At 67.8% G+C, this 20,567-nt stretch carries 21 protein-coding genes and 1 pseudogene; 7 read left to right on the top strand and 15 right to left on the bottom strand.

Features of this window, described 5'->3' with window-relative positions; translation table 11 throughout:
• Nucleotides 1-54 precede the first annotated feature (54 nt).
• The 4 genes from ftsH (at nucleotide 55) to QRN67_RS25325 (ending at nucleotide 4,733) form a co-directional block, all read left to right on the top strand.
• A complete protein-coding gene (ftsH, locus tag QRN67_RS25340; protein WP_081267244.1) occupies nucleotides 55-1,971 on the top strand; it encodes an ATP-dependent zinc metalloprotease FtsH in 1,917 nt (638 codons plus the stop codon).
• 109 nt (nucleotides 1,972-2,080) lie between these two features.
• A complete protein-coding gene (gene folP / locus QRN67_RS25335) occupies nucleotides 2,081-2,896 on the top strand; it encodes a dihydropteroate synthase (protein WP_285414099.1) in 816 nt (271 codons plus the stop codon).
• A complete protein-coding gene (glmM, locus tag QRN67_RS25330) occupies nucleotides 2,893-4,242 on the top strand; it encodes a phosphoglucosamine mutase (RefSeq protein WP_106934683.1) in 1,350 nt (449 codons plus the stop codon). The genes folP and glmM overlap by 4 nt, the downstream gene beginning before the upstream one ends.
• Nucleotides 4,239-4,733, top strand: a complete 495-nt coding sequence (locus QRN67_RS25325; protein WP_285414081.1) for a GNAT family N-acetyltransferase — start codon at nucleotides 4,239-4,241, stop codon at nucleotides 4,731-4,733. The genes glmM and QRN67_RS25325 overlap by 4 nt, the downstream gene beginning before the upstream one ends.
• An 82-nt stretch (nucleotides 4,734-4,815) precedes the next feature.
• On the opposite strand, the gene QRN67_RS25320 is transcribed toward QRN67_RS25325, so the two are convergent.
• The 9 genes from QRN67_RS25320 to lexA all read right to left on the bottom strand — a co-directional run bounded on the left by QRN67_RS25320 (nucleotide 4,816) and on the right by lexA (nucleotide 13,898).
• Complete coding sequence (locus tag QRN67_RS25320) at nucleotides 4,816-6,087, bottom strand: acyl-CoA dehydrogenase family protein (protein ID WP_081270383.1); 1,272 nt, start codon at nucleotides 6,085-6,087, stop codon at nucleotides 4,816-4,818.
• Between the two features lie 31 nt (nucleotides 6,088-6,118).
• Complete coding sequence (locus tag QRN67_RS25315; protein WP_081270382.1) at nucleotides 6,119-7,228, bottom strand: phosphotransferase; 1,110 nt, start codon at nucleotides 7,226-7,228, stop codon at nucleotides 6,119-6,121.
• A gap of 17 nt (nucleotides 7,229-7,245) precedes the next feature.
• A complete protein-coding gene (locus tag QRN67_RS25310; protein WP_081270381.1) occupies nucleotides 7,246-7,965 on the bottom strand; it encodes a Crp/Fnr family transcriptional regulator in 720 nt (239 codons plus the stop codon).
• Nucleotides 7,966-8,026: 61 nt separating this feature from the next.
• Entirely contained in the window at nucleotides 8,027-8,806 is a 780-nt protein-coding gene (locus QRN67_RS25305) for an oxepin-CoA hydrolase, alternative type (protein ID WP_285414079.1), read from the bottom strand.
• A gap of 11 nt (nucleotides 8,807-8,817) precedes the next feature.
• Nucleotides 8,818-10,338, bottom strand: a complete 1,521-nt coding sequence (locus tag QRN67_RS25300; RefSeq protein WP_285414078.1) for a 3-hydroxyacyl-CoA dehydrogenase — start codon at nucleotides 10,336-10,338, stop codon at nucleotides 8,818-8,820.
• A 131-nt stretch (nucleotides 10,339-10,469) separates the two neighbouring features.
• Nucleotides 10,470-11,627, bottom strand: coding sequence for an MFS transporter (locus tag QRN67_RS25295; protein WP_285414077.1), 1,158 nt, complete (start codon nucleotides 11,625-11,627; stop codon nucleotides 10,470-10,472).
• Entirely contained in the window at nucleotides 11,624-12,631 is a 1,008-nt protein-coding gene (locus tag QRN67_RS25290; protein ID WP_081270377.1) for a D-2-hydroxyacid dehydrogenase family protein, read from the bottom strand. Before QRN67_RS25290 ends, QRN67_RS25295 begins: the two co-directional genes overlap by 4 nt.
• A gap of 91 nt (nucleotides 12,632-12,722) precedes the next feature.
• Nucleotides 12,723-13,085 carry a hypothetical protein gene (locus QRN67_RS25285; protein ID WP_285414076.1) on the bottom strand — a complete coding sequence of 121 codons (363 nt, stop codon included), beginning with the start codon at nucleotides 13,083-13,085 and terminating at the stop codon, nucleotides 12,723-12,725.
• Nucleotides 13,086-13,214: 129 nt separating this feature from the next.
• A complete protein-coding gene (gene lexA, locus QRN67_RS25280) occupies nucleotides 13,215-13,898 on the bottom strand; it encodes a transcriptional repressor LexA (RefSeq protein ID WP_285414075.1) in 684 nt (227 codons plus the stop codon).
• Between the two features lie 73 nt (nucleotides 13,899-13,971).
• On the opposite strand from lexA, the gene QRN67_RS25275 reads away from it, so the two are divergent.
• The gene (locus QRN67_RS25275) at nucleotides 13,972-14,934 is read left to right on the top strand and encodes an asparaginase (RefSeq protein WP_285414073.1); all 963 of its coding nucleotides are present in this window, start codon (nucleotides 13,972-13,974) and stop codon (nucleotides 14,932-14,934) included.
• Between the two features lie 34 nt (nucleotides 14,935-14,968).
• On the opposite strand, the gene adk is transcribed toward QRN67_RS25275, so the two are convergent.
• The 6 genes from adk to QRN67_RS25245 form a co-directional block, all read right to left on the bottom strand.
• The gene (adk, locus tag QRN67_RS25270) at nucleotides 14,969-15,625 is read right to left on the bottom strand and encodes an adenylate kinase (protein ID WP_081270374.1); all 657 of its coding nucleotides are present in this window, start codon (nucleotides 15,623-15,625) and stop codon (nucleotides 14,969-14,971) included.
• A gap of 138 nt (nucleotides 15,626-15,763) precedes the next feature.
• Nucleotides 15,764-16,537 (bottom strand): 3-deoxy-manno-octulosonate cytidylyltransferase, encoded by a 774-nt coding sequence (gene kdsB / locus QRN67_RS25265; RefSeq protein ID WP_285414072.1) that lies wholly within the window; start codon nucleotides 16,535-16,537, stop codon nucleotides 15,764-15,766.
• Nucleotides 16,534-16,716, bottom strand: a complete 183-nt coding sequence (locus QRN67_RS25260; protein WP_007836935.1) for a Trm112 family protein — start codon at nucleotides 16,714-16,716, stop codon at nucleotides 16,534-16,536. The genes kdsB and QRN67_RS25260 overlap by 4 nt, the downstream gene beginning before the upstream one ends.
• Nucleotides 16,697-17,722, bottom strand: coding sequence for a tetraacyldisaccharide 4'-kinase (gene lpxK, locus QRN67_RS25255; RefSeq protein WP_285414070.1), 1,026 nt, complete (start codon nucleotides 17,720-17,722; stop codon nucleotides 16,697-16,699). The genes QRN67_RS25260 and lpxK overlap by 20 nt, the downstream gene beginning before the upstream one ends.
• Nucleotides 17,723-18,148 (bottom strand): ExbD/TolR family protein, encoded by a 426-nt coding sequence (locus QRN67_RS25250; RefSeq protein ID WP_081270387.1) that lies wholly within the window; start codon nucleotides 18,146-18,148, stop codon nucleotides 17,723-17,725.
• A gap of 19 nt (nucleotides 18,149-18,167) precedes the next feature.
• Nucleotides 18,168-18,800 carry a MotA/TolQ/ExbB proton channel family protein gene (locus QRN67_RS25245; RefSeq protein WP_081270371.1) on the bottom strand — a complete coding sequence of 211 codons (633 nt, stop codon included), beginning with the start codon at nucleotides 18,798-18,800 and terminating at the stop codon, nucleotides 18,168-18,170.
• A 328-nt stretch (nucleotides 18,801-19,128) separates the two neighbouring features.
• Here QRN67_RS25245 and xseA point away from each other — a divergent pair, with 328 nt between their 5' ends.
• Nucleotides 19,129-20,427, top strand: coding sequence for an exodeoxyribonuclease VII large subunit (xseA, locus tag QRN67_RS25240; protein WP_285414068.1), 1,299 nt, complete (start codon nucleotides 19,129-19,131; stop codon nucleotides 20,425-20,427).
• Nucleotides 20,428-20,476: 49 nt separating this feature from the next.
• Nucleotides 20,477-20,567: pseudogene (locus QRN67_RS25235) on the top strand (superoxide dismutase [Fe]); the annotation flags it as partial.

Raw genomic sequence — 20,567 nt, 5'->3', positions numbered from 1 at the left:
ACCCACAGCGCGTATTTTCATTTTCCCGTCACGCGCTTTCGACTGGAGCTTCGTTTGAACAATCAGTGGTTTTCCAAAGTTGCCGTATGGCTCGTCATTGCCATGGTGTTGTTCACTGTGTTCAAGCAGTTCGACACCCGCGGTGGCGTCGGCTCGGGAGCAGTCAGCTACTCCGAGTTTCTGGACCAGGTCCGGAATAACCAAATCAAGAGCGCCGTCATTCCCGAAGGCGCGGCCGGCGGCGAGATCATCGCCGTCACCAACGACGATCGCAAGATCCGCACGACCGCCACGGTGCTCGACCGCGGCCTCGTGGGCGACCTGATCGACCACAACGTCAAGTTCGACGTCAAGCCGCGGGAAGAGAGCTCGCTGCTCATGACCCTGCTGGTCAGCTGGGGCCCGATGCTGCTGCTGATCGGCGTGTGGATCTACTTCATGCGACAGATGCAGGGCGGCGGCAAGGGCGGGGCGTTCAGCTTCGGCAAGAGCAAGGCCCGCATGATGGACGAGAACAACAACACGGTCACTTTCGCCGACGTCGCGGGCTGCGACGAGGCCAAGGAAGAAGTCCGTGAAGTCGTCGACTTCCTGAAAGACCCGCAGCGCTTCCAGAAGCTCGGCGGCCGCATCCCCCGCGGTCTGCTGCTCGTCGGCCCTCCCGGCACCGGCAAGACCCTGCTGGCCAAGTCGATCGCCGGCGAAGCCAAGGTGCCGTTCTTCTCGATCTCGGGCTCCGACTTCGTCGAAATGTTCGTCGGCGTGGGCGCTGCCCGTGTCCGCGACATGTTCGAGAACGCCAAGAAGAACGCGCCCTGCATCATCTTCATCGACGAAATCGATGCGGTGGGCCGTCAGCGCGGCGCCGGCCTCGGCGGCGGCAACGACGAACGCGAACAGACGCTCAACCAGATGCTGGTCGAGATGGACGGCTTCGAAACCAACCTCGGCGTGATCGTGGTGGCTGCCACCAACCGCCCGGACATCCTGGACGCCGCGCTGCTGCGCCCAGGCCGTTTCGACCGCCAGGTGTACGTCACGCTGCCGGACATCCGCGGCCGTGAGCAGATCCTCGGCGTGCACATGCGCAAGGTCCCGCTGGGCCAGGACGTGAACCCCAGCGTCATCGCCCGTGGCACCCCCGGCATGTCGGGCGCCGACCTGGCCAACCTCTGCAACGAAGCCGCCCTGATGGCCGCCCGCCGCAATGCGCGCGTGGTCGAGATGCAGGACTTCGAGAAGGCCAAGGACAAGATATTCATGGGCCCCGAGCGCAAGAGCATGGTCATGCCCGAGGAAGAGCGCCGCAACACGGCCTACCACGAGTCCGGCCACGCCCTCATCGGCAAGCTGCTGCCCAAGTGCGATCCGGTCCACAAGGTCACGATCATTCCGCGCGGCCGCGCCCTCGGCGTGACCATGAGCCTGCCGTCGCAGGATCGCTACAGCTACGACCGCGAATACATGCTCAACCAGATCAGCATGCTGTTCGGTGGCCGCATCGCCGAGGAAGTGTTCATGCACCAGATGACCACCGGCGCAAGCAACGACTTCGAGCGCGCGACTTCCATCGCCCGCGACATGGTCACGCGCTACGGCATGACCGACGCGCTGGGCCCGATGGTCTATGCCGAGAACGAGGGCGAAGTGTTCCTGGGCCGCTCGGTCACCAAGACGACCAACATGAGCGAGCAGACCATGGAAAAGGTCGACTCGGAAGTGCGCCGCATCATCGACGAGCAGTACGCCCTGGCGCGCCGCCTGATCGAGGAGAACAGCGACAAGATGCACGCCATGGCCAAGGCGCTGCTCGAATGGGAAACCATCGACAGCGAACAGCTCGACGACATCATGGCCGGCCGCGCTCCGCGTCCGCCCAAGGACTGGACGCCGCGCATTCCGCCTTCGGGCAGCGGTGGCAGTGGTGGCACGCCGGCCGTCAATCCCGACCCGGCGCCCACCGCGGCCTGAGGTGGGCTTGATCTCAAGCGATGACGGGGCCTCTGGCCCCGTTTTTCATGGTGGCGCTGCCGTCTGGCAGACCTCGCGCTTTCGCATCGACCTGTCGCAGCCGCGCGTGATGGGCATCGTCAACGTCACGCCCGATTCCTTTTCCGACGGCGGCGCGCATGCGTCCACCAGCGCCGCGCTAGAGCACTGCGAGCAGCTGCTGAAAGAGGGCGCCGACATCCTCGACATCGGCGGTGAATCGACCCGCCCCGGCAGCCCGGCAGTGCCTCTCGACGCCGAACTGGCGCGCGTGCTGCCGGTGGTGCGCGAGGCCGTCAAGCTCAACGTACCGCTGTCGATCGATACCTACAAGCCCGAGGTCATGCGCGCGGTGCTCGACCTGGGCGCCGACATCGTCAACGACATCTGGGCGCTGCGCCAACCCGGCGCGCGCGAGGCCGTGGCGGCGCATCCGTCCTGCGGCATCTGCCTGATGCACATGCACCGCGATCCGCAGACGATGCAGGCCGTGCCGATGAGCGGCGACGTGATCCCCGAAGTGCTGTTGTTCCTGCGGGCGCAGGTGCAACTGCTGCGCGCGCTGAAGGTCGATCCTTCGCGCATCACGTTGGACCCCGGCGTGGGCTTCGGCAAGACAGTGGCGCAGAATTTCGCGCTGCTGGCGCGGCAACGCGAGCTGCTCGAAGGCGGCCTGCCGCTGCTCCTGGGCTGGTCGCGCAAATCGTCGATCGGTGCCGTCACTGGCATCGAAGCGGCAAGCGGGCGCATCGTGCCCAGCGTCGCCGCGGCGGTGCTGGCGGTGGACCGCGGCGCAGCCGTGGTGCGCGTGCACGACGTGCGCGACACGGTGGCAGCCATCTCCGTATGGCGCGCCATGAGGGCGGAAGAGCCAACACAAACACAACAAGGCACACAGCAACCATGACACGTAAATATTTCGGCACCGACGGCATTCGCGGCACTGTCGGCCAGGCGCCCATCACTCCTGACTTCGTGCTGCGCCTGGCGCATGCCGTGGGCCGCGTGCTCAAGAAGAGCCAGGCCAAGAGCCAGGCGCGCCCGACGGTGCTGATCGGCAAGGACACCCGCATTTCCGGCTACATGCTCGAATCGGCGCTCGAGTCGGGCTTCAATTCGGCGGGCGTCGACGTGGTGCTCCTCGGCCCGCTGCCCACGCCCGGCGTGGCGTACCTCACGCGCGCCCAGCGCGCGAGCCTGGGCGTGGTGATCAGCGCGAGCCACAACGCCTACCCCGACAACGGCATCAAGTTCTTCAGCGCGCAGGGCACCAAGCTCGACGACGCCTGGGAGCTGGCGGTGGAAGCCGCGCTGGAAGAAGACCCGGTGTGGGTCGATTCCGCGAACCTCGGCAAGGCCCGCCGCCTCAACGACGCGCCGGGCCGCTACATCGAGTTCTGCAAGAGCACCTTCGCCAACGACCTCACGCTGCGCGACATGAAGCTGGTGGTCGATGCGGCGCACGGCGCGGCCTACCAGGTGGCGCCCAACGTGTTCCACGAACTGGGCGCGGAGGTGAGCAGCATCGGCGTCTCGCCCGACGGACTGAACATCAACAAGGGCTTCGGCGCCACCCATCCCGAAGCGCTGGTGGCCGCCGTGACGGCGCAGAAGGCCGACTACGGCATCGCGCTCGACGGCGACGCCGACCGCCTGCAGCTGGTCGACGCGAGCGGGCGCCTGTTCAACGGCGACGAACTGCTCTACCTGATGGTGGCGGAGCGCATTGCGCGCGGCGAGAAGCCCGTGGGCGTGGTCGGCACGCTCATGACCAACAAGGCCGTCGAGGTCGCCCTGCGCGGGCTCGGCATCGAATTCGTGCGGGCCAAGGTCGGCGACCGCTATGTGCTCGAAGAACTCGACAAGCGCGGCTGGCTGCTGGGCGGCGAAGGCTCCGGCCATCTGCTGGCGCTCGACCGCCACACCACCGGCGACGGCATCGTCAGTGCGCTGCAGGTGCTGCAGGCCTGCGTGCGCAGCGGCAAGACCGTGGCGCAGTTGCTCGACGGCGTCACGCTGTTTCCCCAGACGCTGATCAACGTGCGCATTGCGCCCGACCAGAACTGGAAAGACAACAAGGCGTTGGCCACCGAAACCGAACGCATCGAGGCCGAACTCGGCGATGCCGGCCGCGTGCTGATCCGCGCGAGCGGCACCGAGCCGCTGGTGCGGGTGATGGTCGAAGCCCGCGACGCGCAGCTGGCCGAATCCTGTGCCAAGCGCCTGGCTGCGACGCTGGAACCCGCGCGATGACGGCGGGCTCGCAGATCGAGGTCTTTCTTGCCGACTACCGCGACGCGGCCCAGGCCGCGGCCGTGGTGGATCTTCTCAACGCCTATGCAAGCGATCCGGCCGGCGGCGGCGTGCCGCTCGACCCCGCGGTGCGCCAGGATCTTCCGGCGGCCCTGGCGGCGCGTCCGCAGGCCTTCAGCGTGCTCGCTTTCGAGGGCGGGCAGCCTGTGGGCCTCGTCAACTGCCTGGAGGGCTTCTCGACCTTCGCCTGCAAGCCGCTGGTCAATGTGCACGACGTGGTCGTGCTGCCCACCCACCGCGGCCAGGGCGTTGCGCAGAAGATGTTCGCTCGGGTCGAGCAGGAGGCGCGCAGGCGCGGCGCCTGCAAGCTCACGCTCGAAGTGCTGTCGAACAACAAGCCGGCACTGCGCACCTACGAGCGCGAGGGCTTCGCGAGCTACCAGCTCGACCCGGAGTTCGGGCACGCGGTGTTCCTGCAGAAGAAGCTCTGAAAAGAAAAAGGGCCGGGGCGAATCGATCGCCGTCGGCCCTTGCCGCAACCCTGTCCCGCAAGGGATAGGGTGCGAGACAGATTCAGAAGCGCGTCACCGGCATTTCGGCGTCGGCCTTGTTCGGTGCGTACTTGCCCAGTTCCCACTTGGCGATCGCGTTGCGGTGCACTTCGTCCGGGCCGTCGGCAAAGCGCAGCGTGCGGGCACCGGCGTAGGCGTAGGCCAGCGGGAAGTCGTCGCACATGCCGCCGCCGCCGTGCACCTGCATGGCCCAGTCGATCACCTGGCAGGCCATGCTCGGCGCCACCACCTTGATCATCGCGATCTCGTTCTTGGCGACCTTGTTGCCGGCCACGTCCATCAGCCATGCGGCCTTGAGCGTGAGCAGACGAGCCATGTCGATCTTGCAGCGCGCTTCGGCGATGCGTTCCTGCGTCACGGTCTGCGAAGCGACGGTCTTGCCGAAGGCCACGCGCGACGAGGCGCGCTTGCACATCAGCTCGAGCGCGCGCTCGGCCAGGCCGATCAGGCGCATGCAGTGGTGGATGCGTCCCGGGCCGAGGCGGCCCTGGGCGATCTCGAAGCCGCGGCCTTCGCCCAGCAGGATGTTGCCCACCGGCACGCGCACGTTCTCGAAGTACATCTCTACGTGGCCGTGCGGCGCGTCGTCGTAGCCCATCACGTTCAGCGGGCGCACGATGCGGATGCCCTTGGCGTCGGCCGGCACCACGACCATGCTCTGCTGCGAATGGCGGGGTGCGTCGGGGTCGCTCTTGCCCATGGTGATGAACACGGCGCAGCGCGGGTCGGCGGCACCGGAAATCCACCACTTGTGGCCGTTGATGACGTACTCGTCGCCCTGGCGCTCGATGCGCGTGGAAATGTTGGTGGCGTCGCTCGATGCAACATCGGGCTCGGTCATGGCGAAAGCGGAGCGGATCTGGCCTTCGAGCAGCGGCTTGAGCCAGCGTGCCTTGATTTCTTCCGAGCCGTAGCGCGCGATGGTCTCCATGTTGCCGGTGTCCGGCGCCGAGCAGTTGAAGGCCTCGCTGGCCCACGGCACCGCGCCCATGATCTCGGCCAGTGGCGCGTATTCCTGGTTGGTGAGGCCGGCGCCGGAATAACCGGAGGCCGAAGCGCTGTCGACCGGCAGGAACAGGTTCCACAGGCCCTGGGCCTTGGCTTTCTCCTTGACCTTCTCGACAGTCTTCAGCGCCGTCCAGCGCTTGCCCGCGGCCGTGTTGGCGGCCAGCTCGGCGCTGTACTCGGCTTCGGCCGGGTAGATGTTTTCGTCCATGAACGCCTTGACGCGTTTCTGCAGGTCTTTGGTCTTGGCCGAGTATTCGAAATCCATCTTCGTCTCCTGGTGGGTGTGGGGTCGGCGGTCAGGCCTTCTGGGCGAATTGCCAGGCCATTTCAGCCATGGGGCGCGCGCCGCGGGCCGAGGCCACGGCTTGTTCGCTCGATGCGGTGCCGGCCTCGACCCGCTTGGCAATGCCTTGCAGGATCGCGGCCATGCGGAACAGGTTGTAGGCCTGGTAGAAGTTCCAGTCGGGCGCCAGCGCCTCCGGGGTGCTGATGCGGGTGCGTTCGCAATAGCGGCGGATGTATTCGCTCTCGGTGGGAATGCCCAGCGAGGCGACATCCACGCCGCCGATGCCGCGCCCCGTGCTCGGCGGCATGTGCCACGACATGCAGTGGTAGCTGAAATCGGCCAGCGGATGGCCCAGCGTGGAAAGCTCCCAGTCGAGCACCGCGATGATGCGCGGCTCGGTGGCGTGGAACATCACGTTGTCCAGGCGGTAGTCGCCATGGACGATCGACACCTTGCTTTCGTCGCGAGCGCTCGCCGGCATGTGGGCGGGCAGCCAGTCGATCAGCCGCTCCATGGCCTCGATGGGCTGCGAGAGCTCGCCGGCACCGTCGGTCGAGGCCTTGTACTGCTTGCTCCAGCGGCCGATCTGGCGCTCGAAATAGTTGCCGGGCTTGCCGTAGTCGGCCAGCCCGCGCTCGGCGAACTTCACCGTGTGCAGCGCCGAGATCACGCGGTTCATCTCGTCGTAATGGGCCGCGCGCTCGGCATTGCTCATGCCCGGCAGCGACTGGTCCCACAGCACGCGGCCCTGCATGAACTCCATCACGTAGAAGGCGCGGCCGATGATTGCCTCGTCTTCGCACAGGCAGTACATGCGCGGCACCGGCACGTCGGTGCCGGCCAGGCCGCTCATGACCTTGAACTCGCGCTCCACCGCATGGGCCGAGGGCAGCAGTTTCGCAACAGGGCCCGGCTTGGCGCGCATCACGTAGCTCTGCGAAGGCGTGACCAGCTTGTAGGTGGGGTTCGACTGGCCGCCCTTGAACATCTCCACCGTCAGCGGGCCCTTGAACCCGTCGAGGTTCTTCTCGAGCCAGGCGGAGAGCGCATCGACGTCGAAGGCGTGCTGTTGCGAGACGGCGCGGGTGCCGATGAAGTTGGAGAAATCCTGCTGGCTCATGTCGGTTTGTCTTTGTTCTAGCTTTCAGCTTCCGAGACGCGCATCAAGGCTGCGCGATCCAGCACGACCAGGCCGCCCGGCTCGATCCGGATGGTGCCCTCGCGCTCCATCGTCTTGAGTTCCTGGTTGACCCGCTGGCGCGATGCGCCCAGCAGCTGCGCCAGCTCTTCCTGCGCCAGCTGCAGGCCGATGCGCATCTGGCTGCCGTCGTCCAGGTTGGGCACGCCGTAGCTGCGCACCAGGTGGATGAGCTGCTTGGCCAGCCGCGCCCGCAGGGGCAGGGTGTTGAGGTCTTCCACCAGCCCGAACAGCGTGCGGATGCGGCGCGCCTGCAGCCGCATCAGCGCTTCGTACAGCTCCACGTGCGACGCCAGGATCTTCTGGAAATCGGCGCGCGCCACGCAAAGAATGGTGCTGTCGCCGTGCGAGTAGGTGTCGTGCGTGCGCCGGTCCCCGTCGAACATCGCCACGTCGCCGAACCAGATGCCCGGCTCCACGTAGGTCAGCGTCACCTGCTTGCCGGAGACCGCCGTCGAGCTGACGCGCACCGCGCCCTTGGCGCAGGCTATCCAGTGATCGGGCGGGTCGCCGCGGGCGGCGATCAGGTCGCCGTCCTTGTAGCGTTTGACGAAAGCACATCGGAGGATGTCGTGCCGTAGCGATGGAGATAGGGAAGAAAACCAGCGACCACTGTTGATCGCTTCACGTTCTTCGATAGTAAGAATGGGGTCGTCCATTGGTCTGTCCTCTCGGCGACTGAAAAGCTGATGGGTGTCACGGGAGCGACGCGGCGCGCGGTCACTCGTACTGCGGCGGCTTCTTCTCGAGGAACGCGGCAATGCCGATGCCCGCGTTCGGATGGTGCAGGTTGCGCACGAAGTGGTCGCGCTCCTGCGAGAGCTGCGAAGCCAGCGTGGCGCCGCGCGCGTCGCTCAGCAGTTCCTTGATGCTGGCCAGCGAGTTGGGCGCCCGGGTGTTGAGCTTGCCCGCCAGCGCCAGCGCGCCGGCCAGCGCCTGGCCGTTCTCGGTCAGCTCGTTCACCATGCCCAGCGCATGCAGGCGCGGCGCGCCGATGCGCTCGCCGTTCATGAGCCATTCGCTCGCCAGCTGGCGCGGCAGCTGCTGGCCCAGGTGCCAGCTCAGGCCGCCGTCGGGCGACAGCGCCACGTTGCTGTAGGAGGCCGCGAAGATGGCGTCGCGCGCCGCCACCACGAAATCGCAGGCCAGCGCCAGCGAGAAGCCGGCGCCGGCGGCGGCACCCTCGACCGCCGCGACGATCGGCTTGGGGAAGGTGCGGATCGAGTCGATCCAGTTGTGCAGCCCCTCGATGCTCTCGGCCTGCACCGAGCGGTCGAGCTGGCGGTTGGCCAGCAGCCGCTGCAGCGAGCCGCCGGCGCAGAACCATTCGCCTTCGCCCACGATGACGACGCTGCGGATCTCCGCGCTGCCCTCGGCGCCGTTGAGCGCCTCGATGCCGGCGGCGTAGATCTCGGGGCCCAGCGCATTGCGCTGGGTCGGGTTGGAAATGGTCAGCACCATGGTGCTGCCTTCGCTGGTGCTCTTGAGTTCGGCGGTCATGGTCTGCCTGCTTATTCTTCTTCGTGCAGCAGGCTCAGGCCCAGCGCGCCGCGGCGGCGCAGCCACGGGCTCGGGCGATAGCGCGGATCGCCATACACCGTCTGCAGGTTGAACAGCACCTCGAGCATGTTGGTCGGGCCGTAGAGGTTGCCCATGGCCAGCGGGCCGCGCGGGTAGCCCAGGCCCAGCTGCACCGCGGTCTCGAGGTCGGCCGGCGTGCACACGCGCTGCTGGCACATGTCGGCTGCGATGTTGACGATGGTGCCGATCACGCGCTGCGTGACGAAGCCGCCGCTGTCGCGGATCACGCTCACCGCCTTGCCGTCGCGTGCGAAGAGGGCGTGCGCGGCGTCGCGGATGTCGCGGCGCGTGGCCGGATTGGTGGCGAGCACGCGGCGCTTGGTGGCGGCGTCGTCGATCAGCATGTCGATGCCGATGGTGCGCGTGGCGTCCAGGCGCTCGACGGCGGCGACCGTGGTCACGTCGAAGCCCAGCGGTGCCACCAGGATCAGCGAATGCGGCGCGGGCGCGGCGCCGCTGTCGATCTGCGCGCCCAGCGTGTTCACCAGGCGCAGGAGTTCGGCGCGGCGCGCCGCGCGCGGCGACACCCACACCGACGGCGTGCCGTCGACCACGGGCGCGGGTGCCTCGGGCGCCTGCTGCATCACGCCGTCGGCGTAGCGGTAGAAGCCTTCGCCCGTCTTGCGGCCCAGCGCGCCGGCGGCCAGGCGCTGCGCGGTGATCACGCTCGGGCGGAAGCGGGGCTCCTCGAAGTACTGGTGGTAGATCGACTCCATCACCGGGTGCGACACGTCGAGCGCCGTCAGGTCCAGCAGCTCGAACGGGCCGAGGCGAAAGCCCGCCTGGTCCTTCAGGATGCGGTCGATGGTGGCGAAATCGGCCACGCCTTCGCTGACGATGCGCAGCGCCTCGGTGCCGTAGCCGCGGCCAGCGTGGTTGACGATGAAGCCGGGGGTGTCCTGCGCCTGCACGGCGCTGTGGCCCATCTGCCTGGCGTAGCCCGCCAGCTGCGCGCAGACCTCGGGGGCGGTCTTGAAGCCGGCCACCACCTCGACCACCTTCATGAGCGGCACGGGGTTGAAGAAGTGGAAGCCCGCAACGCGCTCGGGGCGGGCGAGCCCGGCCGCAATGGCCGTCACCGACAGCGACGAGGTGTTGGTGACCAGCGTGGCGCTCTCGGCCACCACGCCTTCGAGTTCGCGGAACAGCTTGCGCTTGACTTCCAGGTCTTCGACCACGGCCTCGACCACCAGGTCGCAGCCGGCGAGCGCCTGGATCGAATCGACCGCCCTGACGCGGGCGACGTACGCGTCGCGCGCGGCGGCGTCGATCTTGCCTTTTTCGTGCAGCTTGTTCCATTGGGCGGCGAGGGCTTCGCGGCCGCGCTCCGCGGCGCCCGCGAAGCTGTCGAGCAGCAGCACTTCGCTGCCTGCCTGGGCGGCGATCTGCGCGATGCCGCGACCCATGGCGCCGGCGCCTATGACGCCGATTCGGGTGTAGTTCACTGTCATTTGCTGAAGATTTTCGCTGGTTGAGGGGTATCCGGCCTGCCGCGCAGGCGTCGACGCAAGCGCTGTCGTCACCTGCGATTTTGCAGTTGCGCGCGGGCGGGGCGTGACGGGTTTTACGCGGGGGCGCGATTTCAGGCCGGGCGGCGGCTGCGGTCGATGGCGGTGCTGAGCAAGATGGCCACCAGCATGACGCCGAAACCGACCCAGCTCATCCAGGCCGCCGCGTCATGCGCCAGCAGCCAGCCGCCGAGCGCAGCGCCCACGGCCTGGCCGGTGTAGATGCCGGAGCTGTTGAGGGCCACCGAGCCCGGCGCGAGGGCCGGCGCCAGGCCCACCAGGCGGGCCTGCTGGGCCGAATTGGTGGCGAAGCAGCCCAACCCCCAGGGCACCAGCAGCACGGCCAGCCAGGCGAGGGTGGAAGCGGTCGGCCACAAGAGCAGGCTCAGCGCGATCAGCGAGGTAGTGACCAGCACCATGCGCCCGGCCCCGACGCGGTCTATGAAGCGGCTGACCACCATGTTGCCGATGAGCCCGCAGGCGCCGAACAGGGCCCACATCACGCTCAGCGTGGTGGCGTCCGCGCCGAAGCTCTGCTTGAGGATGGGGCCGAAATAGCTGAACAGCACGAACTGCCCGGCACCCTGCAGCGCCGTCACCGCCACGATGCCCATCAGCACCGGACTGCGCAGCACGCGCGACCAGGCGGCGGCGGTGAGTGCCGCCGGGCGAATGCCGGCGGGCAGCGTGAGCCAGATCGATGCCGCGCTCACGACGCTGAGCAGCGCAACCGCCACGAAGGCCATGCGCCAGCCCAGGTGCCCGCCGATCAGCGCGCCGATGGGCAGGCCCATCACCGAGGCCATCGACCAGCCCAGGAACACGAAGGTGACGGCGCGCCCGCGCTGCTCGGGCGGTACCAGCAGGCCGGCGCAGGCTGCGGCCTGGGGCGTGAAGATGGCCGGCGCGATCACCGTGAGCATGCGTACCGGCAGCAGCGCGCCGAAGCTCGGCATGAGCGCCGCGAGAGCGTGGCCCGCCGCATACCAGAGCAGGGTGAGCGCGAGCAGCTGGCGGCGGTCCCACCCCGCGACGGCGGCGGCCAGCAGCGGCGCGCCGATGCACATCACCGCCGCCGCGGCGGTGATCAACTGGCCCGCGGTGGCGACCGAAATGGCCAGCGAAGCGCTGATTTCATTGAGCGTGCCGGGCACGACCATCACGCCCGTGCCGATCACGAAGTTGCCGACCAGCAGCGCCCAGAGCGCACCCTTGGGCGCGGGCCGGCTCACCGGCGAACCTGCAGCGCGCCCGGATTCACGATGTTCGTGGGATTGCCGTTGATGTAGCTCACGACGTTGTCGAAGGCCTGGCCGAAGTAGCTCTCGTAGCTCTCCTGCTCGACATAGCCGATGTGCGGTGTGCAGATGCAGTTCTCCAGCCGCAGCAGTGCGTGGCCCTGCAGCGGCGGCTCGCTCTCGAACACGTCGATGGCGGCCAGCCCGGGGCGGCCACGGTTGAGCGCCGCGAGCAGCGCGTCGGCCTCGACCAGCTCGGCACGCGAGGTGTTGACGAACAGCGCCGTCGGCTTCATGCGCGAGAGATCCTCGAGCGTGATGAGACCGTTGGTTTCGTCATTGAGCCGCAGGTGGACCGACAGCACGTCGGCGGCTGCGAAGAACTCCTGGCGGTTCTGCGCCACCTGGAAGCCGTCGGAGCGGGCCTTGGCGCAGCTGGCTTCACGCCCCCAGATCACGACCTGCATGCCGAAGGCCTGCCCGTAGCGCGCGACCAGCTGGCCGATGCGGCCGTAGCCCCAGATGCAGAGCGTCTTGCCCTTGAGCACCGAGCCCAGCCCGAAGTTGGGCGGCATCGAGGCCGACTTGAGGCCCGATTGCTGCCACGCCCCGTGCTTGAGGTTGCTGATGTATTGCGGCAGCCGGCGCATGGCGGCCATGATGAGCGCCCAGGTGAGCTCGGCAGGTGCCTGGGGGGAGCCGGAGCCTTCCGCCACGGCGATACCGCGCTCGGTGCAGGCCGCCACGTCGATGTGGCCCGCGACGCGACCCGTTTGCGAAATGAGCTTGAGCTTGGGCAGCTTCTCGATGAGCTGCCGGGAGATCTGTGTGCGCTCGCGAATCAGCACGATCACGTCGGCGTCCTTGAGGCGAACCGAGAGTTGCCCGATGCCCTTGACCGTGTTGGTGTAGACCTTGGCTGCGTACGCGTCCAGCTTGGCGGCGCAGCGCAATTTGCGCACGGCGTCCTGATAGTCGTCGAGGATCACAATATTCATGGCGTGCCATTGTGCCTCGCAGCATTGGGATGTCGCACCCCCGAACGTTTGGATACCCACTGCCGACGGGCTCTCCCAGGGGGGCCGCGCCTCAGTGCAGGCGTGTGGAGCGGGGCGCGGTGACCATGGCTTCGGCCGCTTCGAGGGCCGCCAGACGGTCGAGCTCCGCGCACACGTCGTCCATGCGGCCGGAGATCACGACACGGTTGCTGCGCTGCTGGCCCTTTCCGTCGACCACACGCACCACGCGCAACGGGCGCGCCGGCGCGGTGGCTGCGGCCGCCGGTGGCGTCGCGCCGCAAGACGGACGCACCGCGACATAGCGCAGGCCGGCGGAACTCTCGCTGTGGTCGAGCGGGGTGTGGGGATGGGGGCGGCGTGCCGGAATCAAACGGTTGGCGAGCGATTGCAGCGGCATCCAGAAATCAGCGATGGCGAGGAGGGCGATTCCCATGTGAACTCCAAAAAAGTATGAGGTTGAACACAGGCAGGATTTCTTGAATCGGCCGCGACAGGGTGATGGCGACTTCGCGCCATACGCCCGCCACCTGTCGCGGCCGGGTGAGTGCTGCTGCCAGCAGGCCTACATCAGCATGGTGTTGCGGATGAGGCCCACGGCGAGGCCTTCGATCTCGAAGGGCTCGCCGGGCTGGACGATGATGGTCGGGTAGTCGGGGTTCTCGGCGTGCAGCTCGATGACCTGCTTGTTGCGCTTCAGGCGCTTGACGGTGACCTCGTCGCCCAGGCGCGCCACCACGATCTGGCCGTTGCGCGCTTCCTTGGTGGCCTGCACGGCGAGCAGGTCGCCGTCCATGATGCCGGCGTCGCGCATGGACATGCCGCGTACCTTGAGCAGGTAGTCGGGCTGGCGCTGGAACAGTGTGTTCTCGACGTAGTAGGTCTGGTCGACGTGCTCTTGCGCCAGGATGGGCGAGCCCGCGGCGACGCGGCCGATGAGCGGCAGCGCCAGTTGCGCCATGCCGGGCAGCGTGAGCGAGAACTGGCCGCCCTCGCGGTGACGCGTTTCGTTCAGCGAGCGCAGGGCGTCGCCCTTGAGGCGGATGCCTCGCGAGGTGCCGCTGACGAGTTCGATGACACCCTTGCGGGCCAATGCCTGCAGGTGCTCTTCGGCCGCGTTGGCCGACTTGAACCCGAGTTCATTGGCGATTTCGGCGCGCGTGGGTGGCGCGCCGGTTCGGGCGATGGCGCTCTGGATCAAGTCCAGGATCTGCTGCTGGCGGGCTGTAAGCTTCACGGCGAACTGCATATGTGGTTCCTTGCGGCACTGGCTAGATATCCAGTACCTGTATTTTTAACCAGTTTTAAAAAGTTGACAAGACATGCCTGATTTCCCCTCGCCTGAACTGCGCCGCGTGGTCGTGCTGGGCACCGGCGGCACCATTGCCGGCAAGGCCGCCAGCAGCGGCGACAACATCGGCTACACGGCCGGGCAGGTAGGCGTAGCGGACCTTCTGGGCGGGATCGAGGCGCCCCGGGGCGTGACGCTGGTGGCGGAGCAGGTCGCGCAACTGGACAGCAAGGACATGTCCCTCGAGACCTGGCAAAAGCTCGCGCAGCGCTGCGCGCACTGGCTGGCCGAGCCCGACGTGGCGGGCGTGGTGATCACGCACGGCACCGACACGCTGGAGGAGACGGCCTTCTTCCTGCATTCGGTACTGGCGTGCGTGAAGCCTGTGGTGCTGACCTGTGCCATGCGCCCGGCGAGCGCACTGTCGCCCGATGGTCCGCAGAACGTGCGCGATGCCATCGGCGTGGTTCTGGCAGCGGGTGCGAAGGGGGTGACCGTGGTGTGCGCCGGCGCGATGCACAGTGGCGCCGACGTCCAGAAAGTGCACACCTACAGGCTCGATGCCTTCGCATCAGGCGATGCAGGCGTGGTTGGCTATGTTGAAGAAGGTGAAGTGCGCCGCGTGAGGGCGTGGCCCGAGGGCGGGGCGCTGCCGGCTTCGAAGATCTTCGAGGCGGCCGCGGTCCATTGGCCTCGCGTGGAGATCGTCATGAGCCATGCCGGCGCGAGCGGTGCGGTCGTCGAGGCGCTGCTGCAGCCCGGCAACGCCGAACCGGTCCGTGGACTGGTGCTGGCCGCCACCGGCAACGGCACGCTGCATCAAGCGCTCGAAGCGGCTGCGCTGAAGGCGCAGGAGGCGGGCGTGGCGGTGGTTCGCGCGACGCGCTGCATGAACGGCCGCATCCTGCCGAAAGCCGATGACCGCCTGCGGGAAGCGGGCACGCTCACGCCGGTGAAGGCGCGCATCGCGCTGATGCTCGAGTTGCTCGGGTGAGGTGGTGGCCGCCCTGACGGAGGGCGGCCGGCAATCAGCTGCTCAGCGCTGCGAGTGCGCGCTGGGTGATTTCATCGACCGTGCCCACGCCCTTGATGGCGCGGTACTTCGGCGCGGCGGCCGGGTCGGTCTTGGCCCAGGCCGAGTAGTAGTCGACCAGCGGACGCGTCTGCTGGCTGTACACGTCGAGCCGCTTGCGCACGGTTTCTTCCTTGTCGTCCTCGCGCTGGATCAGGTCTTCGCCGGTGACGTCGTCCTTGCCTTCCACCTTCGGCGGGTTGAACTTGACGTGGTAGGTGCGGCCCGAAGCCGGGTGCGAGCGGCGGCCGCTCATGCGCTCGATGATGTCGCCGAAGGGCACGTCGATCTCGAGCACGTAGTCGAGCTTGACGCCCGCCGCCTTCATGGCGTCGGCTTGCGGAATGGTGCGGGGGAAGCCGTCGAACAGGAAGCCGCTGGCGCAATCGGCCTGGGCGATGCGTTCCTTCACGAGATTGATGATCAGGTCGTCGCTGACCAGTGCACCCGCATCCATGACGGCCTTGGCCTGCAGCCCGAGCGGCGTGCCGGCCTTGACGGCGGCGCGCAGCATGTCGCCGGTCGAGATTTGGGGGATGCTGTACTTCTGGCAAATGAAGGCCGCTTGCGTGCCTTTGCCCGCCCCGGGCGCGCCCAGCAAAATTAGTCTCATGGTGTCCTCGGACGGTTCTTAGATTTTGTGTCGCGCCAGGCGTCGGCTTCAGGGGCTTTGGGCAGGGCGGAGTTGCTTCGAGGATAGCACGCGTGCTCCCCGGGATTTGTCGCTGCCCCGACAGGCACGTCGAGCCCCTCAGGCCGTCGGGCCGGCGGCGAAGACCGCGCGCACGCGCGCCAGGTCTTCGTGCGTGTCGATGCCCGGGCCGGGCGCCACGTGGCTCACGTGGACGGCGATGCGGTGTCCGTGCCACAGCGCCCGCAACTGCTCGAGCGCCTCGGTCGCCTCGACGGGCGAAGGCGGCAGCGACGGAAACTTGCGCACGAAGCCTGCGCGGTAGCCGTAGATGCCGATGTGGCGCAGGGGGGCTGGCGTGGGCAGCACCGTGGGCGCGGCGCCGTTGGCGGAGCCGTCGCGCCACCAGGGGATGGGCGCACGGCTGAAGTACATGGCGTTGCCCTGTGCATCGAGCACGGCCTTCACCACGTTCGGATTCATGAAGTCGGCCGGCGAATCGATCTCGTGGGCCGCGGTGCTCATCGCGGCCTCCGCATGGGTGGCCAGCGTGGAGGCGACGGCATCGATCAGCGCCGGGTCGATCAGCGGCTCGTCGCCCTGCACGTTCACGACGATGTCGTCGCCGTCGAGGCCGAGCTGCTCGCAGGCCTCGGCCAGCCGGTCGGTGCCGCTGGGGTGGTCCTGGCGGGTCAGGATCGCCTCGACACCGTGCGCCTTGCAGGCATCGATGATCGAGACGTCGTCGCCGGCCACCACCACGCGCACGGCACCGGACTCGCTGGCGCGCCGGGCCACGCGCACCACCATCGGCACGCCGGCGATGTCGGCCAGGGGCTTGTTGGGGAGCCTTGTCGACGCCAGGCGCGCCGGCACCAGGACCGTGAAGCTCACAGCCCGAGCTCTTCGTCGGAAAGCGTGCGTGCCTCGTTTTCCAGCAGCACGGGAATGCCGTCGCGCACCGGGTAGGCCAGGCGCGCGCTGCGCGAGCAGAGCTCCTGCTTTTCGGGGTTCCAGGTCAACGGACCCTTGGTGACGGGGCAGACGAGCAGTTCAAGCAGCTTGGTATCCATCGAGCGATGATAGCTTTGCGTCGAGCGCGGTGAAGAATTCCGGAGCGGGTGCGAAGAGCAGGGGCACCGCCAGCGCGTCGGGTGCCTTTTGCCACAGCTTGACCGCGTCTTTTTCGGTGCAGACGAGAGGGCCGCCCGCACTGGCCGGGTGTTGCCAGGCGTCGAAGTCGTAGTGGTCGGGCAGCGCGATGGTTTCGGCGAGCGCGAGGCCACGGCCCCGGAGCATGGCGAAGAAGGCCTCCGGGCGCGCGATGGCCGCGAGCGCGGTCACCGGTTTGCCTGCCAGCGTGCTCAACGGCACGCGCTGCCCCTCGCTCGTGAGGGCGTAGTCCGCAAGGCGCCGTGTGGCGGTGTAGCCGCCTGCGAATGCGGGGCGCTCGCCGCTGTGCAGCACCAGGTCGCAGCGGCGTGGCCAGGCCTCGCGCAGGGGGCCCGCCGGCAGGCGCCAGCCGTTGCCGATGCCGCGGTCGTCGAACACGCAGATCTCGATGTCGCGGCCGAGCGCCAGGTGTTGCAGCCCGTCGTCGCTGACGATGACTTGCGTGCCGGGATGCCGCTCCAGCAGCGCACGGGCCGCCTCGATGCGCCTGCGCGCGACGAACACGGGGGCTTTCGTTGCGTGGTGAATCAGGGCGGGCTCGTCGCCGACGTCGCGGGGATCGCTGTCGGCCGTCGCTTCACGGCAGTCGTCGGTGCGCCGGCCGTAGCCACGGGACACCACCCCCACCTGGATGCCGCGCGCGCGCAGATGGCGCACCGCCGCCATCACCACGGGCGTCTTGCCGGCGCCGCCCGCGATCACGTTGCCGACGACGATCACCGGCACGGGCACGCGCTCCGACCGAAGCCACCCGAGCCGATAGAGCCATCCCCGAACGGCGAAGAGAGCCGCATAGAGCAGCGACAGCGGCCACAGCAGGCAGGCCGGCAGGCCGCGGCGAAGCCACGCTTCCTGCAGTCGCGAGGCGGCGGGCGCCTGCGTGCTGCTGCGGCCTTCGGACGGCACTCAGCGCCCGGCTTGCGCCGTCGACTGGGCTGCGAAGGTGATCTGCATCAGGCCGGCGCGGCGTGCTGCCTCCATTACCGTGACGACGGCCTGGTGCGGGCTGGTCGCGTCGGCGCTGATGATCACCACGCTGTCCTTGCCGCCGGTGGCCGCGGCGGCGAGCGCGGCGGCCACGGCATCGACGTTGCGGTCGGCCAGGGGCGTCTTGTTGACCGAATAGCGGCCGTCGGCCGACACCGCCACGATCACTTCCTTCGGATAGTCGCGCTGCGCGTCGACGTCCGCGGTCGGCAGCCGAAGCTGCATTTCGGTGAACTTGCTGTACGTGGTCGACAGCATCAGGAAGATCAGGATCACCAAGAGCACGTCGATGAACGGGATCAGGTTGATCTCCGGCTCGTCGCGCGCACCGTGGCGGAACTGCATGCGGCCTCGGGTCATGGCGTCACTTGCGCAGGGCGTTCAGATGGCGGGCGAAGCGCTCGCCCGACAGCTCGAGGTTCAGCAGGTATTCGTCGACCCGGCTGCGGAAATAGCGCCAGAAAATGAGCGTCGGAATCGCCACGATCAGCCCGAACGCCGTGTTGTACAGCGCGATCGAGATGCCGTGCGCCAGTTGCGCCGGATTGCCCGAGCCGACGGCGCCGCTGCCGGGCGACTGCGAGCCGAAGATCTCGATCATGCCGATCACCGTGCCCAGCAGGCCCAGCAGCGGGGCGGCGGAAGCGATGGTGGCCAGTGCCGGCAGGTAGCGCTCCAGCTTGTGCGCCACGGTGCGGCCGGAGGCCTCCATGGCGGCGCGCAGGTCGTCTTCGGTGCAGCGGGGGTTGGCGTTCAGCGCGCGCAGGCCGGCGGCGAGCACCTGGCCGAGCATCGAGTTGCGTTCGAGCTTGGTCACCACGTCGGGGCCGGGAATGGCCCCCTGAGAAACCGTGATGGTTTCGTCGAGCAGCTTCGGCGGCAGTACCCTCACGGTCTTCAGACTCGTGAAACGTTCTATAACCAGCGCGAGCGCAATGACCGAACAAGCGAGCAAGGGCCAGATCGGCCAACCCGCGGCAACTATGATGGAAAACAAGAAAATCCTCCGGCCCGTAGACTGCAAATGCGCGGCGATTATCCACTGAGCCCACCATCGGCACGCGCCTTGTTTTGGTGTCGGCAAGGACGCACAGATTCTGTGGATAACTTTGTGACTAACCTGCTGCGCAACGTGTCCGAACCCGCATGGAATGGGCTTTTCGCTAGAACGACTGAATTTTGAGCAGCACTTTTTTCAATGAAATCAATGGCTTGCACGGAAAACCGTGCACCTGTCCCGCATTGGGGGCTGGCGCTAGGGGGCGGGCCGCGCGTTGTGGAAGAGTGGCATCTGGCCGAGCGTGCACTTCGTGAGCTTGCGTGACATGAATTCCGCGCCAGGGCCGCGCGTCTGGGCTGTCGGCGCGTTGTGCCATGCGGTTGCCGACGCGCTCGACGCGCGTTTCAACCCGGTGACGGTGCGCGGCGAAATCTCGGGTTTTTCCCGCGCCTCAAGTGGACATTGTTACTTCGCCCTCAAGGACGAATCGGGCCAACTGCGCTGTGCGATGTTTCGTCGCGCCGCCGGCCTGCTCGATTTTTCGCCCCGCGACGGCGACCAGGTCGAGGTGCGCGGCCGGCTCGCGGTGTACGAACCGCGTGGCGATCTCCAACTCGTCGTGGAGAGCTTGCGGCGCGCGGGGCAGGGTGCCCTGTTCGAGCAGTTCATGCAGCGCAAGGCGCGTCTGGAGGCCGAGGGACTGTTCGACCCGGCGCGCAAGCGTGCCTTGCCCGCCATGCCGCGTTCGGTGGGCGTTGTCACGTCGCTCGGCGCGGCGGCGCTGCACGACGTCGTGACGGCGCTGCGGCGCCGCGTACCGCACATTCCCGTGGTGCTGGCGCCCGCCGCCGTGCAGGGAGCGAATGCGCCGGGTGAACTCGTTCGCGCGCTGCAGTCGCTCTACGCGCTCGAGCCGGCGGTCGACGTGATCCTGCTGGTGCGCGGGGGCGGGTCGATCGAAGACCTGTGGGCGTTCAACGACGAGACCCTGGCGCGCACGATCGTGCAGAGCCCGGTGCCCGTGGTCAGCGGTGTGGGACACGAGACCGACTTCACCATCGCCGATTTCTGTGCCGACCTGCGCGCGCCCACGCCGACCGCGGCGGCTGAACTCGTCAGCGCGCCGCGTGACCTGTGGCTGGGCGCACTCGACCTGCTCGAAGAGCGGCTCGACGATTCCCTCGGCGGTCGCCTGGATGTGCTCGGGCAGCGGCTCGACCAGGCGGCGGGGCGGCTCGGGCGTCCGTCGAACCTCGTGGCGCGCCAGCAACTGCGGCTGGCGCACCATGCACAGCGCCTCCAATACGCGATGCGATCCAGGCGCGAGCGCCTGGCGCATGCGCCGCGCGCCTTGGCCGCGGACTTTCCTCAGAAGCTCGAAAGAGCGATGACGCAACGCCATGACCGGCTGGAGCGCATGGCGCTGCGGCTGAGGCTGCTCGATCCGGCATTGGTCCTGCAACGCGGCTACGCCTGGCTCACGGATGCCGACGGACGCGCGGTCGTGAGCGCGAAGCAATTGGCACCGGGCAACGCGGTCGTTGCAAGGCTCGCCGACGGAGAGGTCGACATGACCGTCTCTCCGGGCGGTGTCACGGGAACACGTCCGACGCGACCTCAATGATTAATTCCTAGAATCCACGATTCCCACAACCAACCCACGAGAAAAAACCATGGAACATGTGCTCCCACCCCTGCCGTACGCACTCGACGCACTGGCACCCGAGTATTCGAAGGAAACCCTCGAGTACCACTACGGCAAGC

It is taken from the genome of Variovorax sp. efr-133-TYG-130 (assembly GCF_030208835.1).
In the GTDB taxonomy this organism is placed as follows: Bacteria; Pseudomonadota; Gammaproteobacteria; order Burkholderiales; family Burkholderiaceae_C; genus Variovorax.
The sequence above is the reverse complement of the archived record's forward strand: the minus strand, read 5'-3'. Positions and strand labels throughout refer to the sequence as shown.